This is a genomic window from Advenella sp. S44 (assembly GCF_002810445.1).
Taxonomy (GTDB): domain Bacteria; phylum Pseudomonadota; class Gammaproteobacteria; order Burkholderiales; family Burkholderiaceae_B; genus Advenella.
In genome coordinates this window covers 1,042,615-1,057,135 of the sequence record NZ_NEXS01000003.1, presented here as the reverse complement: position 1 = coordinate 1,057,135, position 14,521 = coordinate 1,042,615, and the positions used below count along the sequence as shown (strand labels likewise).

Below are 14,521 nucleotides of genomic sequence, written 5' to 3'. Positions count from 1 at the left end.
CGGCACTCGAGTCTTCGTTGCCGCACTATGGCAGACAATTTAATCGACGCTAGCCATTTTATCCAATAATGAAATACTTAATTTCGATAACCAATCGTTATTGAGTCATGGCATACATAACAAAAATCACCTTCATGCCCTGGGCGCTGCACATTACCCCAGCCCCACGCGATCCAGATAATCGCCAAGTCCCGCAGCCCCATCTGCATCAACAATCGCGCCCACATATCCATCCGGGCGAATAAGCGCACACTCTCCTGGCTCCAAGCCATACGCGTCCCGGATGTGTCCCCTGACGTCAATGATGTCGCCCTTCGCTCCGATATAGTGCACCTGCAGCCCTGGCCGTGACACCGGCGTCTCGGGTCGTCCGGCATGAGCCAGCAGCGTCCAATGCACGCCTTTGAACAGCTGGAACAGTCTTGATGGCTGGCCTGCTGCGCCGCAAATCACCGCATCCGGCGCTCTAGCACCCGCCCGGATGCCGCTTTTTCGCCGCGGCAACTCGGTTGCCAGCGGCGAGTCGGTGTAACCGAGATCCAGTTGCCGCGTTTCGCGTCCGCGGCGCACGCCGCCTTGTTTCTGATCACCCAGCAGCCTGGTAGACAGACCAAGCACGGCCTGGGCCACCGGACGACGTTCAGTCTCGTAACTGTCCAGAAGGCTGTCATGCGCGCCACGCAGCACTGCGGCCAGCTTCCAGCCCAGGTTGTAGGCATCTTGCACGCTCGTGTTAAGCCCCTGTCCGCCGGTGGGCGGATGTACATGCGCCGCATCGCCGACCAGAAAAACCCGGTCTACCCGATAGCGTTGCGCCAGCCGCGCGCTCATCTGGTAGTCAGAGGCCCACGACACGGCATGCACGACGATAGTGTCGCGACCCGTTCGGTGCGCAAGCCACTGGGTCAGCCCTTTTTCCGACAGGTCTGTCGGCTGGTCCGGAGAAATCGGCGCCTGAATCTGGAACAGATCCGTACCGGCCAGCGGACAAATGGCCACCATGCGTTGCATGTCCGCGTCATTAAACAGATGCCATGCATCGCCCTCCAGGCCGGTCAGCGTAACATCGGCTACGATAGCGCGCACGTTCAGCGTCTTTCCCGGAAAATCCACGCCAAGTGTTTTCCTGACAAAGCTGCGTCCGCCATCGGCGCCCACGAGGTAGCGAGCGCGAACCGCCTGCCTGCCGCTAGCTACTGAAAGGATTGCAGTGATGCCGTCGGCGTCCTGTTCAAAGCCCAGCAGTTCGCAACCGAATTGCACCTGGCAACCCAGCTCGTTCAAGCGTTCGCGCATGATCTGCTCGGTCAGGAACTGCGGGAGCATAACCGGCCGTTGATATGGCTCGGCCGGCGACGCATCCGCCGGTTGCGCCAAATCCGATTCAACATAGCTGCCGTCCTCACGATAAGCGCGCTGGCGTGGATAAATGCCACCCCGAGCCACCACTTTGTCAAGGATGCCCAGATCTTCAAACACTTCTTGTGTTCGCGGCTGAATACCCTTGCCCCGCGAACCGGGAAATGGCGTGGCCAGTTTTTCAACCAGTTGGAAAGAAACGCCACGCCGCGCCAGCTCGATGGCCAGCGTCAGCCCTGCGGCACCCGCCCCGCAAATGATTACATCTGTCGTCAATTGACTTGCCATGATTGCTCCAATATGTGTATTATGCACTCAATAGGAGTTATATTATGTCATTTGGAAAAAATATGCAAGATACACATATATCGAAGCAAATGAAGTCGCTGCATAGTTCGTTGATCAGCATTCTTAGTGCGCTGAACCGCCCACGGAACGACGAGAAGATGATCGAGGATGCAGGGATTCGACTGGATCGGGCATTGTTCTCTGCCCTGGTGATGATCGAACGGCTGGGACCAATCGGCGTGGTGGATTTGGCTGATCGCTCTGGGCGGGACTACACCACAATCAGTCGCCAGGTCGCCCGCCTCGAAAGCCTGGGGCTTGTCAAGCGTCAGGCAAATTCGCTGGATCGGCGGGTGCGCGAGGCGGTCATTTCTGCTGAAGGAAAGGCCATGACAGACCGGATCGACGCGGCGCGTGAGCGCATGGCCGAGGCGATTTTCAAGGACTGGAGTCAGCAAGAGCTGGATGCTTTCGTCAAATCAATGCGCAAATTTGCCGACGCCCTGGACGCAGGGCCGCCGATTGGAACATGAGTTCGTGTTGTGCAGCCGGCTAGCCCCGGGCGATTTGACGGTGGATCAATAACGCAAGTCAGCGTCCTCTCCCCGGGTGGCCGCCTGTTTGAATGCGCGGGTTATCAAGGCAGTGCTCACATTGGCGAAATACCTTGCGCCAAGTGCTGCATATTTATCTTCATCTTCAGGGGTTAGTGCGATGATGCCCGGACACTTGCCGGCTTCAGCAATGGCTGCCAGCCCTTTGCGTATGGCCTCTTGTACGGGTGGCGCATTCCAGTCGCTGCCATGTCCCATGGCATGTGCCAGGTCATTCGGGCCAATGAACACAGCGTCGACCCCATCAACATGGGCAATCTCATACGCCTGATCAATCGCTTGTGGCGTTTCTATCATCACGATCAGACTGATGCCCTCGTTACTGCGCTGGGTATGGCCAGCACCGCTGAATGCCCCATATCCTGCCGCTCGTGTACTGAACGCACTGCCCCGTGTACCTTTGGGCGGATAAAACACTTTGGCGACCAGTTCGCGCGCCTGCTGGGCCGATTCCACCATGGGAACCTGCACCGCACTGGCCCCCATGTCCAGTACGCGTGGCAGGTCGTGGACAAAACACCGGACAACGGGAATAATGCCACTGGCGCGCGCAGCTCGCAGCATGTTCTCGGTAACCCCCAGGTCGGCACTGCCGTGTTCGTTGTCGATGATAATGAAATCAAACCCTGCATAACCGCACATCTCAACGATGGCAGGACTGGGCAGTCCGTTAAATAGACCGCGCACCCGTTGCTGTCCACATAACAGCGCCGGCAATCGACCGTCCAGGGGGTAATGAGATTCTGTCATGCCTGCTTCCTTGTTCTAGTTGGTCAATTCGCTTTTATGCCGGCATCTTGGACAACCTTGCGCCACTTTTCCACTTCCGCTTTCTGGAAAGCCGCAAATTCGCTGCTACCCCGGCCATCGGGCTCTACACCCAATTGCCGCAGCTTTGCGCTCAATTCAGGCGTTTTGACGGCGATTGCAACTTCACTGGCCAGTTTATCAACGATCGCTTGCGGTGTGCCGGCAGGGGCAAAAACGCCTTGCCACGATTGCATTTCGAAATCTGGCACCCCGAGCTCGGCCAACGGTTTTACCCCAGGCAGATCATCCAGTTCGTGTGCTGATGTCACGCCCAGTACCTTGACGCGCTTGGCGTCGATCATTGGCCGGGCCGCCGCCACGGTTTCGAAAATCAGATCGATCTGGCCGCCAATCAAATCCATCATCGCCTGCGATCCGCCCTTGTAGGAAATCTGCTGGAAAGTGGTTTTTGTGATGGACTGGAATAGTTCGCCTGAAAGGTGTTGCGAGGTGCCCGGTCCGGCCGTACCGTAGTTGAGCGCGCCCGGTTTGGCGCGCGCCGCTTCAATGACGTCTTGCACCGAGTTAAACGGGCTATCGGCGCGCACGACCAGCGCGTTACTGACCATCCCCACCAATGAGACTGGCGTAAAATCCTTGACCGGATCGTAACTTAATGACTTCACGAAAAAAGGGTTAACTGCGTGAGTGGTAATTGTTCCGCCCATGATCGTGTAACCGTCCGGTGTTGAACGTGCAACGGTTTGCGTACCCAGAATACCAGAGACGCCAGGCTTGTTCTCGATAATAATGCTCTGTCCCAACTGTTTGGACAGTTGCTCGGCCAGCAATCTTGCCACGCCATCGGAAACGCCGCCTGGCGAAAATGGAACAATGTATCTCACAGGCTTTTCTGGCCAGTTTGCAGGGCTTTGTGCTCCTGCGATGGGACCGATGGCCATTAACGCCACAGCACAGAAAACACTTGAAATCAGGCTTCGTTTGTTCATATTAAAATTTCCAATTTTTGAGTCACGAGCAAAATCGCACGCGACTTCACGTTTAAGTCATTATTCGTCAGGCAGCGGGCCTGACGGTTTTTCTTTCCACCAGGCTACAGGGAACCACGATCTCGCGCGCGCGAACTTCACCGCACATTTGCTCCAGTAATAGCTCGACCGTCGCGTCGACCATAGGCTCCACCCGCTGAGAGACCGTAGTCAGTTGGTACGCGCCCCAGGATGCCTGGGGCACATCGTCAAAGCCGATCACGCCTACGTCCTGCGGTACACGCAAGCCAAATTCCAGGCGCAACACATCCATTGCGGCGATTGCCATGTGATCATTGGCAACGAATACAGCATCGGGGCGCTCGGTGCGGTCAAACAAACGCCGCGTCGCGTCCTGCGCTCCGGCGAAGCTGTAGTGGCCCGTGTCACGATAAGCGATTCCCATGCCTGACTCGGCAAGCGCCTGCGTAAACCCACGCTCACGCTCCAGACTGGTCGATGAATCCTCCAGTCCAGCCAGAAATGCGATTCGCCCATAGCCTCTTGCCAGCAACAATTGCGCTGCCAGTCGACCTCCCGCCGCATTGTCAGAGGTCACGGAACTGGTCGCATAACGCGTTAATCCGCCCAGGTCCGAAATGCGGTTGAACTGCACCACGGGTACCCCCACATCCGAGCAGCTTTTTGCCAGCGTCGGCGACAACATGGTAGAAGCCATGACAATGCCGTCCACCTGATATTGCAGAATATCAGCCAGCACGCCATCGGCACCCTCGTCGATGTCTGCAATGAACATCAGTACGTGATAGCCTTTCTTTTGGAGTTGCTGGGACAGCTTTTCAATGACCAACGGATAAAACTGGTTTTCCAGATAGCTCATCACCAGCGCCACGATACGGCTTTGCCGCGTGATCAGACTGCGTGCCAGGGCGTTTGGCCGGTAGCCCAGGCGTTGCGCGGCCGCGAGCACCTTCTTGCGAGTGCTCTCGGACACACTGGCGCCCGGCGTAAACGTGCGGCTGACGGCCGATTGCGACACGTTGGCCAGATCGGCCACATCTTGTGCGCGCACTGCGGTTTTCATGCTGCGGTCCACCCTCCGTCCAGCATCAGTGCGCTGCCTGTCATCAGACTGGACGCGCTGCTGGCCAGAAATACGACTGCCCCCATCACTTCATCAACCCGGCCCAGGCGGCCCAGGGCAATTCTTTCGCAAACCCATTGTCTGAAGCCGGGTTTATCGAACATTGCTGCCGTCATCGGTGTTTCAATAAAGGTCGGGCAGATGGAATTGACGCGGATATTCTTTGCACCCAGCTCCCACGCCAGGGCTTTGGTCATGCCTTCCATGGCGTGTTTGCTGGCACAATACAGCACTCGGCCTGGACTGCCTACATGCCCCATCTGCGACGATATATTGATAATGGAACCGGGACGGTTGGCCGCCAACAGGCGTCGCGCCACTGCCCGGCTGGTGTAGAATGCCGCCTTGACGTTCACCTCGAACACCTGATCAATCTCATCGTCATTCTGCTCAATCAGCGGCACCGGCCGGTTCATTCCGGCGTTGTTCACCAGAATATCGTACGGCAACGCATTGGCAATGGCGGCATCGACATCTGCAGACTGCGTGACGTCCAGCACCACGAAATCACAGGAGATTTGGCTGTCACGCAAGGCTGCGCACGCGTTTCCCAGTTCGGCGCTGCGGCGCGCCGCCAGGGTGACATGGGCACCGGCGCGGCCTAACGCCGTCGCCGCAGCCAGCCCGATACCACTGCTACCGCCGGTCACCAGCGCACGCTTGCCATCCACCCGAAAATCCGGGCATGTAGGCAGCTCAATCATGCCTGATCCCTTACCGGTTCATACCAAGGCAACTCGGGACGATTGCCATAACGACGCACCCGGATGTTTGCCTGCTCACCGTGGCCCGCAAAATTTTCCATATGACACAAGCGCGAACAATACTCGCCCATGGTCACGCTGGCCTCATCGGTGAGCACGCGCTGATACGTGCAGGTCTTCAGAAACTTGCCAACCCACAAACCACCGGTATAGCGAGCGTTGCGGTTAGTAGGTAGCGTATGATTGGTGCCGATGACCTTGTCGCCGAAACTCACGTTGGTACGTGGCCCCAGGAACAGCGCGCCATAGTTCGTCATGTTTTTGAGGAAATAATCCACGTCGTGGGTCATCACTTGCACATGTTCAAAAGCCAGTTCATCGGCCACACGAAGCATTTCTTCATCCGTATCGCAGAGAATAACTTCACCGCAATCGTCCCAGCTTTGCCGGGCAATGGCGGCCGTGGGCAGTATCGTCAATTGGCGTTCGATCTCGGCCAGCGTGTCGCGCGCCAGCTTTTCGCTGGTGGTCAGCAATACGGCTGGCGAGGTCGGGCCATGCTCTGCCTGGCCGAGAAGGTCAACGGCGCACAACTGGCCGTCGACACTATCATCGGCAATCACCAGCGTTTCGGTGGGCCCGGCAAACAGGTCGATACCCACGCGACCATACAACTGGCGCTTGGCCTCGGCCACGAACATATTGCCAGGCCCGACCAGCATATCCACCGGGGCGACGCTGGGTGTGCCAACTGCCATGGCCACAACGGCCTGCACGCCCCCAAGCACCAGAATTTCGTCAGCGCCTGCCATGTCCATCGCCGTCACAATGGCTGGATGCGGATTGCCCTGATACGGTGGCGCGGTAGACACCACGCGCTTGACGCCCGCCACTTTTGCGGTCAGCACACTCATATGGGCAGATGCCAGCAAGGGGTACTTGCCGCCGGGAATATAACAGCCCACCGCATTCATTGGGATGTGCTTATGGCCTAACACGACGCCGGGATATGTCTCCACTTCCACATCCTTCATGGAATCACGCTGAATTTGCGCGAAATTGCGAACTTGTTCCTGGGCAAAAGCGATATCCTCGATCTCGCGCGCAGACAGTTGCTTGCGCGCTGCGGCAATCTGGTCACGAGACAGCCGGAAGTCTTCCGGGTCCCAATTGTCGAACTTGCGGCTGTACTGGCGGACAGCTTCGTCCCCGTCTTGTTCGATATGACGAATAATGTCTTCGACAGTGGCGCGCACCTTCGCATCATCATCGGTTTTGACTTGTGCCGAGCGGCCGCGTTTCAGGTATTGGATCATAATGGTTTGGTCTTTGGCATGGCTATAAAAAATGGAATTGACCTTATGTTCGATTTCTTGCATAGGTATGCAAATAGGGGTTTACCCTTGGATCAATTAATTTTTATTGGAAATAGTCTCGCCAAACTGACTCAGTGCACCATCGCTCACACTACTTGTTTGCTGGCTTTTCCTTATCTTCGGGAATATAAATCATCCGCCCGTCATCCAGACGGTACGTTACGCCCGCGCGTGCACCCTGCCCCTGACCAACTTTGCCGCTGGATTCGTAGCGTGTCAGCTCCTTGCCTTCTTTGATTGTGATGCGCATATCAGATTGGCCCGGGTTTTCCACAAGGACTGCGTTTTCACTGGCTAACGGGCCCAGCGGATTCTGGGCAATGATAATCATCAACAGCCCGATGATCACCAGGAACAGATCAATGAGATTGACCACCGAGAGCATCGGATCGGTGTCGTCGTCGTCAAGAAAGCGCATCAGGCAGACTCCTCTTGAGAGAGCATACTGCGTTCAGCTTGATGCAGATCCTGCAGCAGCCAGCGGCGGCGTATTATAAGGATGAAAAAGCAAAGGCTGGCAGCCAGCAGGGCGAGAATAACGGCCGAGAATGCCGCCACCATGTTTTTACCCACTTCAGTCGCATCGCCATTGCCCAGTGCCAGTAAAGCCGGCCCCATCGGGATCATGGTCGCAATCAGGCCCAGCATTGGCGCAGTGCGCGACACAATGCGCAGCCATTCCAGCCGCTTCAAGATGTACAGCTCCAAATCGGCCGACGTAATCACCTGACGCTGTAAATAGTGCCTGGCCTGCATCACCAGTCGGTCTGCACTGCCCTGCCCCCGCCGTTGCCAGCCTTCGACCAGGAAAGCGCCCAGCATTGCAACTGCATAAAGCAGCGACAAGACGATCAGAAACAGGATCGGCATAAGAAAAACACGGGAAACGGCGTAAAGCAGCTGTTCGATATTGGCAAAAAAGTCCATAAGACGGTCTCGGAAAACGGTAAAAGAGAAAATGGCGATGGCTGCAGATCAAATCGGTATCACGCGCTCGGGCGCACGGCCGGCGCGCCATTGCCGCACTGCACCCGCCATGGCGACAAACAGCAACAGAAGCAATACCCGTGAAGTCTCGGATGAAGGCTCGGGCGACACTTGCACCCGCTCCAGCACCTGGCCTTGCACCGCTTCTAATTGCTGCCCCGCCGGCGCCTGGCTTTCGGGCAAGGGCTCGGCGGGTGCAGCGGTGTCCATGTCGGGCGCCGTTCCGGAGTTCAAGCCAAATCCCTGTGCAAGCTCGGCAATATAGCGGCGCGTCTGCTGGGCTCCAGTCTGAACGTCGAACTGTTCAGCCAGTTGTTGCCAGCGCTGGACAAGTTCGCGCTGCGTCTGCTCCGATGCATCCCAGTACCCTTTGCGCATGGCTTCTGCCATCCGTTCGAGTATCTGCGCCTGCGCCGTCGGATTGTGCTGCTCGAACCACTCTTTGGTGCCCAGGTCCCGCGTATCATTGACATAGGTATCGAACATGGCCTGCCATTGGTCGTCTCGCACCGCTTCCGGGTCCATGACCTGCCAGCCAAATAGATTGTTCGTGACATTGAGCACTTGCAGCGTACCGGCATACCCTTCCTGCTGCATGGAAGCTATCCATTGCGGGTTCAGATAACGCGCGCGCATCTCGTTGGCAAGAAAGCGCGGCAATCCGGTCGTTTTTACCTGGCCGTCGCGCAAATCCGAAATCAGCAGTTGCGGGGCCTGGCCGTCAAGATGCCGCACGGCCGACGACAATCCCCCCAGAAACTCAAACGGATGGTCGGTTGAGAGCACCCCATGAAGATTGGAGGACCGCGACATAATGGCGGCCTGTGTGCCGCGCAGCTGCTGCGCCAGCAGATTGGCTTTTGCCGGGGCGCTGCCCCACTGCTGGCTGCCGTATGCGTATTTGCTGCTAGCCAGAAAGCGCTGCGCCAGTTCGGCGTCATCATTCCATTCGGTAGAGCGCAAGGCCAGATCGGGCACGCCCGTGCCGTACTGCCCCGGGGCGTTGCCAAAAATACGTGCGCTGGCCGCGGCGGCTGCCTGCTCCAATGGCATCCCCGCTTCATGCAAAGAGGCAGCAATACGCTTATTGTTGGCAATAATCGGATTACCAGGCTCGTCCAATGTGGCCAGCCGCGCCAGGGCGTCATCCAGCAGGCGGATAAAACTGTCGAACTGGTCGCGATATACGCCGGTAATCTGAATCACGACATCGGTGCGGGGCCGGCCCAGTTCGCTACGCGGAATAATATCCAGCGCAGTGACACGTCCACCTGCGTCCCAGACCGGACGTAAGCCAAGCGCGTGCAGAATTTGTGCCTCGGTCATTCCCAAGTGACGAATCGCCTCGGACGACCACAAGCTGAATGCCAGTTTGCGCGGCCACTGGCCGCCATGTGCGGAACGGAATGCCTGAACAAGTTGGTCATATGCCGTAGCAGCCGAATCATAAGCTGATTTGGCGGGGACCTTATCGGCCTCGAAGGCATATAAATTGCGTCCGCTCATGACATCCGGGTTGCGCACGGGATCGCCGCCGGCGCCCGGCTCAATGAATCGGCCTGCCAGGCCAGCCAGCAAAGCCTCATTTTCCTGGGTGTCGCGTAAACGCCGGTCCTGCTCCCTGGCGCGATCGGCAAAGGCGGCAATTGGCTCAGACACCGCAGGCTGTCGGTCCGCATTGAGCAACTGACGTACTGCAAGATAGGCAGGATTATTGTTCAGGTCCTTGTGATCCTGGGCAAACAGCTCTTGCCTGTCGATCCCCACGGCTGCATAGAATGGATCTGCGAGCTGTTGCATGATCGTGCTGGCCCGGTGCTCGTCGCTCGCCGGCTGCCCAAAAGTATGTAGTCCAAGCGGCATGGCGGTCCGCGCCAATTCATGCAACTGGTCATGGACTGCCTGAATAAAGCCCGGAAAATCTCGTTCGGCCTGCTCATTACTCCAACCCAGATCCCGATGCAGATTCGCCTCGAACGCCGCCTCCAGGATATGCGAGGCCACTTGTTGACGAACGGCCCCTTCATCAAGCTGCTGATACTCATGAATCAGGTGGTGCAGATCGCGCATCTGGTCGTATAGTCCGGCAGGCGCAAACGGAGGCGTCTGATGACTGATCGTCACTGCCCGCCCGCGCCGCTTGGCCTGGATGGCTTCGCCAACGTTATCCTGAATATAGGGATAGAACACTGGCATGCTACCCACAGCCAGCCAGGGATAGTCGCTGGCCGCCAGGCCCCGATCCTTGCCAGGCAGCCACTCCTGCGTACCATGCGTGCCCAGATGAATGAGCGCATGGGCGGCATACTGTTTTTGTACATACCGGTAAGCGGCCATATACAGATGGTCGGGTACGCTCGCGGTGTCATGGTAATGCCTGGCCGCATCAGGATGCCGCGGCATTTGCGGCATGACCAGCAGGTGCCCAATCTTCCACCTGGGAATGACGAAGTAGCGCTGGCCATCGATTAATCTTATCGCACGATGTTCACCAGGCGGGCCCTGATGGCGCAATTGTGTCTGCCGCTCCTCGGGCAGGCTCAAGAGCCAGCTTTCATAGTCAGCCAGCGGATACAGCGCCGCCAGATCTTCTGTCAGTAATGCATCCAGCGATACGCTGCCATACAGGGCGCCCAACATACGCTGGCCTTTCTCGATGACCTCGCTTTCGCTTACGGGATCGCCCACCGCATAACCCTGCTGCGCCAATGCACGCTGAATAGAAACAATACTGCGAGGCACATTCAGATGGGATGCGCCCAGGTTTTTTTCACCGGCCGGGTAGTTCCAGAACATTAGCGCCAGTCGTTTGTCTGCAGCGCTTGTGTGTCGCAAGGCCACCAAAGCTTGCAATTTACCGATCAAAGCTTCCGCTTGTTGCGGCAGCAGTTTGTCTACGCCCGCAGTTGCAGCAGACAGCACCAACGGATCGCTAACGCCCCACCCTTCGGGCCCCGCCAGGAAAACTGCGGCAGTACGTGCGTTAACGCCACTGGCTGCGGCTGGCCAGTCCGCTGCGTCGCCCTCGCGAAAATGCAGTGTCTGAATCACCGGGACATTCAACGCCTTGAAATCACGCGTGCGCCGGGCGCCGCCTCGCATATGCGTCAAGTTAACCAGCACATCCACGCCAGCGTTTTGCAATGCTGCCTGAAATCCTTTCGGATCGTCAGCATCAGCCCAGAAAACGATAGGCAACAAGCCGGCAGCCTCACTACGGCGAATCAGCGCATCTACTTCGCTGGTCACGAAACCGGTCACCATTTGTCGGGAAATTAAAAACGCGACCCGGCCCATGGAAGTAGGCCCTTTGACTGAGGCGGAAACCGCAGACGCATACCAATTCAGATAGGACTGTATATTGTCCAGGGTATGTGGTGCTTGCGGATGATAAAAACCTGTGGCAGGCGGTTTTTCAGGTGGCGCCAGCAAATCTGGGGATGGCGCCACGCCTTCATGAATTGATCTGAGCAACGTGAAAAAACGTGAATAATTGGCTTGACCGCCTGCCACATAAAGTTCAGCCAATACCTCACCCACGGGCGCCGCCAGGCCGTGCCAGGCGGGCTGGCCGCCGCCAACTGTCAAGCGGGTCGCAGCGCGGCTCTTGTGCTGATTTAGTGCTTGTGCCAGCCGTTGCTCGACCATTGACCGGTCACCCGGGCGGGGCACATCCAGCACGGTAAGTGCCGCGTCAGCGACGGCTGCACTTAACGCCTGTGGCGATGCGGACTCAACATTCTGATGCTGCAATCGCAATCCCTGCCCTGCGGCCAAAGACTGCAGGTGCCGGAACTTTTCTGCCGAGACAAAACTATTGTGCAGGACCTGCACCACTGGACTAGCAGACACGCAGACAGGGGCAAGACTTGCCAAGCCGATGAACAGGTAATAACACATGTGCAGTATGATTCGTAATAATCGCATCAGAACTGCACCCGCATGCCGACAAAATAGCGCCGCCCCTCGTCTGCCCGGCTAAAAAGACCAATATCATCGTTGGCCAGCCGCTTATCCGTCAGGTTCTCTACACCGAGCTGCACACTGAGATTGCGGTTCAGGTCGTAATCCAAATACCAGTGCAACATTGCATAGCCTGGACGCTTGCCTTCCTGGTCTTGGCGAACTTGGGCGCCTATATACTCAAGCTGCACACGCGTAGACAAGGACGCCAGCGGTTTCCAGGCCAATGTGGCATTAGCACGATGCCGGGAACGATCGGGCATCGGTTCCCCGGTTATCCGGTCGCGAGCATCCAGATAGGTATAGTTGGCATCCAGTCGCCAACTTGCGGAAAGATCGGCGCCACCAGTCAATTCCACGCCTTGCAAGCGAACCCTGGCCACATTTTCGTACGCCAGACAGACACGACCGGGAGCAAAACAAGTGGGCTGCCTGACGGTATCAATCAAGTTGCGTACATTGTTATGGAAAAAAGTCGCTGCTGCCGACCAGCTATCAGCCTCATAGGTCGCACCCAGTTCGTACGACAGATTCGTTTCCGGCTGCAAATCGGGATTGCCGCGGATAACGCCCCGCCCGCCCATCGCTGCCCAGGATTCGAACTCCGGCGATAACTGCTTAAGGGTAGGTGCTTTAAATCCACGCCCGACCCCGGCCTTCAATACCAACCCATCCAGCGGGTGAAAAAGCACATAGGCACGAGGACTGATCTCCCAACCGAAACTATCATGTCGGTCAAAACGGCTGCCCAACACCAGTTCCCAGTGACTGCCAAGCGTCATCTCGTCCTGCACAAAGAACGCCTGATGGGCCTGCGCTTTCTTTCCCTGACGGTTTACATTCGGATCTTGCAGGCTTTCTCTTCTTAGCTGCCCGCCTACCGTGAGCCGATGTGCAGAAACGGGAGAAAAACTTGCCTGGGTATCGAAGACAGTATCGACGAATCGGTTGGGGCCGCTGGCCTGATCCCCGTCGCTGCGCCAGATCTGTCGGTCAAGTGTGCTGCGATACAGCCGGACACGGCTGTTTCCCCAGCTCCACTGGCCGGTATGTGTAAAAGCGTAACGGCGACGCTGAATCTCATTGTCGGATTGATACGGAATATTGCGGGTTCCGGCGTGTAAGCCTGTCTGATCCTCGTTAACCGCATCTATCGTCAGGTCGATACGCTGGCGTGCGTCTGGCGTCCAGCTTAGCCCAAGATGTCCGGTAACAGCACGCTGCCGGTCCAGGGCGCTTAGTGCCGGGCTGGACGCATCGTGCAACATATGACGGCGTCTGACTTCGCCCCAGGCGCTCAGGCCCAGTTGACCCGGTATCAGCGGTCCGGCAATGTAAAATCCGTTTTTATATTGGTTGCCACCCAGACCATGATCGGTGGCGAGGGCGTAACTGCTCAAAGACCCGGTCCAGTGATCGGTCGGCGCACGAGTAATAACGTTAACGACGCCGCCAAGCGCTTCTGAGCCGTATAAGGAAGACATCGGCCCGCGTACGACTTCCAGCCGGTCGATGGCTTCAGCGGGCACCCAGCCCAGTTCGAAATCCGAATGCGCAATAGCAGAGGCAGATGCGCTGATTCGCTGTCCATCCACCAGCATCAGGGTATGTTCGCTGCTCATGCCCCGAATCGAAATACCCCGGCGGCCCTGGCCCACGTCTTCCAGACTGATTCCTTCTGCGCCCCGAAGCGCGTCTGCCAGATCGTTCACGGGGCGCCGGCGCAGGTCGTCGCCCCCGACAACAGCAATACTGGCAGGTACATTGTCGGGAGCCCTTTCATTGGCAGTCGCAGTCACCACAACGCTGGGTAGGATCGTTACGTCATCATGCTTTGGCAGTAGAGCGCCCGAGTTGCTTTCGTTTTGCCGCCCCTCTTCCATAGGCGCGGACGGAGCGCAGACGCCAGTGCTCCACACTAGCAACGCAATCAGGCTGGCTGCGACCTTACTTCGATTATTCATGGCAAATCCGGTTTTCATCGCGCTATCGACTCGACGCCATCGCATCAGGTCAATGCTGATGTTCAAGCGGCAAAAATTGCAATGTTATAACATAACAGTTAAAAATACCAGAATGATTTGCGTTATTGTCTTGGCGTGAACGACTAAAGAAAGGGACGACCACGATAGCAAGGGCTATATTTACAGCCTTACTACGGCTTCGCCGGGTGTTCTTCAAACAGCGTAATACACCTATTGCCTCCGGCCATAAAGGAAAAATAGTGTTTCGAATATCGAAATACTGAAGCATCATATTTCGAAAAATACGCCGATATAATACGCTCAATAAAATCGGCCGATGCAATGGCTTTTGCGGCACAAAA

Annotated in this window: 11 protein-coding genes; 1 reads left to right on the top strand and 10 read right to left on the bottom strand. The window is 57.0% G+C overall.

What is annotated here, in order from left to right; genetic code table 11:
• Positions 1 to 153: 153 nt before the first annotated feature.
• Entirely contained in the window at positions 154 to 1,647 is a 1,494-nt protein-coding gene (locus CAP48_RS08920) for an FAD-dependent oxidoreductase (RefSeq protein ID WP_100695665.1), read from the bottom strand.
• A 62-nt stretch (positions 1,648 to 1,709) separates the two neighbouring features.
• On the opposite strand from CAP48_RS08920, the gene CAP48_RS08915 reads away from it, so the two are divergent.
• Positions 1,710 to 2,180 carry a MarR family winged helix-turn-helix transcriptional regulator gene (locus tag CAP48_RS08915; protein WP_369806333.1) on the top strand — a complete coding sequence of 157 codons (471 nt, stop codon included), beginning with the start codon at positions 1,710 to 1,712 and terminating at the stop codon, positions 2,178 to 2,180.
• 45 nt (positions 2,181 to 2,225) lie between these two features.
• Here the strand turns inward: CAP48_RS08915 and CAP48_RS08910 are convergent, their stop codons facing one another.
• The 9 genes from CAP48_RS08910 to CAP48_RS08870 form a co-directional block, all read right to left on the bottom strand.
• The gene (locus CAP48_RS08910; RefSeq protein WP_100695661.1) at positions 2,226 to 3,011 is read right to left on the bottom strand and encodes an HpcH/HpaI aldolase/citrate lyase family protein; all 786 of its coding nucleotides are present in this window, start codon (positions 3,009 to 3,011) and stop codon (positions 2,226 to 2,228) included.
• 23 nt (positions 3,012 to 3,034) lie between these two features.
• Positions 3,035 to 4,021, bottom strand: a complete 987-nt coding sequence (locus CAP48_RS08905; RefSeq protein ID WP_100695659.1) for a tripartite tricarboxylate transporter substrate binding protein — start codon at positions 4,019 to 4,021, stop codon at positions 3,035 to 3,037.
• Between the two features lie 67 nt (positions 4,022 to 4,088).
• Positions 4,089 to 5,105 carry a LacI family DNA-binding transcriptional regulator gene (locus tag CAP48_RS08900; protein ID WP_100695657.1) on the bottom strand — a complete coding sequence of 339 codons (1,017 nt, stop codon included), beginning with the start codon at positions 5,103 to 5,105 and terminating at the stop codon, positions 4,089 to 4,091.
• Complete coding sequence (locus CAP48_RS08895) at positions 5,102 to 5,869, bottom strand: SDR family NAD(P)-dependent oxidoreductase (protein WP_100695655.1); 768 nt, start codon at positions 5,867 to 5,869, stop codon at positions 5,102 to 5,104. The genes CAP48_RS08900 and CAP48_RS08895 overlap by 4 nt, the downstream gene beginning before the upstream one ends.
• Positions 5,866 to 7,185, bottom strand: coding sequence for a histidinol dehydrogenase (hisD, locus tag CAP48_RS08890; RefSeq protein WP_100696744.1), 1,320 nt, complete (start codon positions 7,183 to 7,185; stop codon positions 5,866 to 5,868). Before hisD ends, CAP48_RS08895 begins: the two co-directional genes overlap by 4 nt.
• A 151-nt stretch (positions 7,186 to 7,336) precedes the next feature.
• Positions 7,337 to 7,663, bottom strand: coding sequence for a DUF2149 domain-containing protein (locus tag CAP48_RS08885; RefSeq protein WP_100695653.1), 327 nt, complete (start codon positions 7,661 to 7,663; stop codon positions 7,337 to 7,339).
• Complete coding sequence (locus CAP48_RS08880) at positions 7,663 to 8,172, bottom strand: MotA/TolQ/ExbB proton channel family protein (RefSeq protein ID WP_100695651.1); 510 nt, start codon at positions 8,170 to 8,172, stop codon at positions 7,663 to 7,665. Before CAP48_RS08880 ends, CAP48_RS08885 begins: the two co-directional genes overlap by 1 nt.
• A 48-nt stretch (positions 8,173 to 8,220) precedes the next feature.
• A complete protein-coding gene (cobN, locus tag CAP48_RS08875; protein ID WP_197707250.1) occupies positions 8,221 to 12,159 on the bottom strand; it encodes a cobaltochelatase subunit CobN in 3,939 nt (1,312 codons plus the stop codon).
• Complete coding sequence (locus CAP48_RS08870; RefSeq protein ID WP_242444371.1) at positions 12,159 to 14,159, bottom strand: TonB-dependent receptor domain-containing protein; 2,001 nt, start codon at positions 14,157 to 14,159, stop codon at positions 12,159 to 12,161. Before CAP48_RS08870 ends, cobN begins: the two co-directional genes overlap by 1 nt.
• Positions 14,160 to 14,521 lie beyond the last annotated feature (362 nt).

Excerpts from the sequence above, each read along its gene's own strand:
- CAP48_RS08920 (WP_100695665.1), bottom strand. The coding sequence starts at position 1,647 with ATGGCAAGTCAATTGACGACAGATGTAATCATTTGCGGGGCGGGTGCC.
- CAP48_RS08915 (WP_369806333.1), top strand. The coding sequence starts at position 1,710 with ATGCAAGATACACATATATCGAAGCAAATGAAGTCGCTGCATAGTTCG.
- CAP48_RS08910 (WP_100695661.1), bottom strand. The coding sequence starts at position 3,011 with ATGACAGAATCTCATTACCCCCTGGACGGTCGATTGCCGGCGCTGTTA.
- CAP48_RS08905 (WP_100695659.1), bottom strand. The coding sequence starts at position 4,021 with ATGAACAAACGAAGCCTGATTTCAAGTGTTTTCTGTGCTGTGGCGTTA.
- CAP48_RS08900 (WP_100695657.1), bottom strand. The coding sequence starts at position 5,105 with ATGAAAACCGCAGTGCGCGCACAAGATGTGGCCGATCTGGCCAACGTG.
- CAP48_RS08895 (WP_100695655.1), bottom strand. The coding sequence starts at position 5,869 with ATGATTGAGCTGCCTACATGCCCGGATTTTCGGGTGGATGGCAAGCGT.
- hisD (WP_100696744.1), bottom strand. The coding sequence starts at position 7,185 with ATGATCCAATACCTGAAACGCGGCCGCTCGGCACAAGTCAAAACCGAT.
- CAP48_RS08885 (WP_100695653.1), bottom strand. The coding sequence starts at position 7,663 with ATGCGCTTTCTTGACGACGACGACACCGATCCGATGCTCTCGGTGGTC.
- CAP48_RS08880 (WP_100695651.1), bottom strand. The coding sequence starts at position 8,172 with ATGGACTTTTTTGCCAATATCGAACAGCTGCTTTACGCCGTTTCCCGT.
- cobN (WP_197707250.1), bottom strand. The coding sequence starts at position 12,159 with ATGCGATTATTACGAATCATACTGCACATGTGTTATTACCTGTTCATC.
- CAP48_RS08870 (WP_242444371.1), bottom strand. The coding sequence starts at position 14,159 with ATGAATAATCGAAGTAAGGTCGCAGCCAGCCTGATTGCGTTGCTAGTG.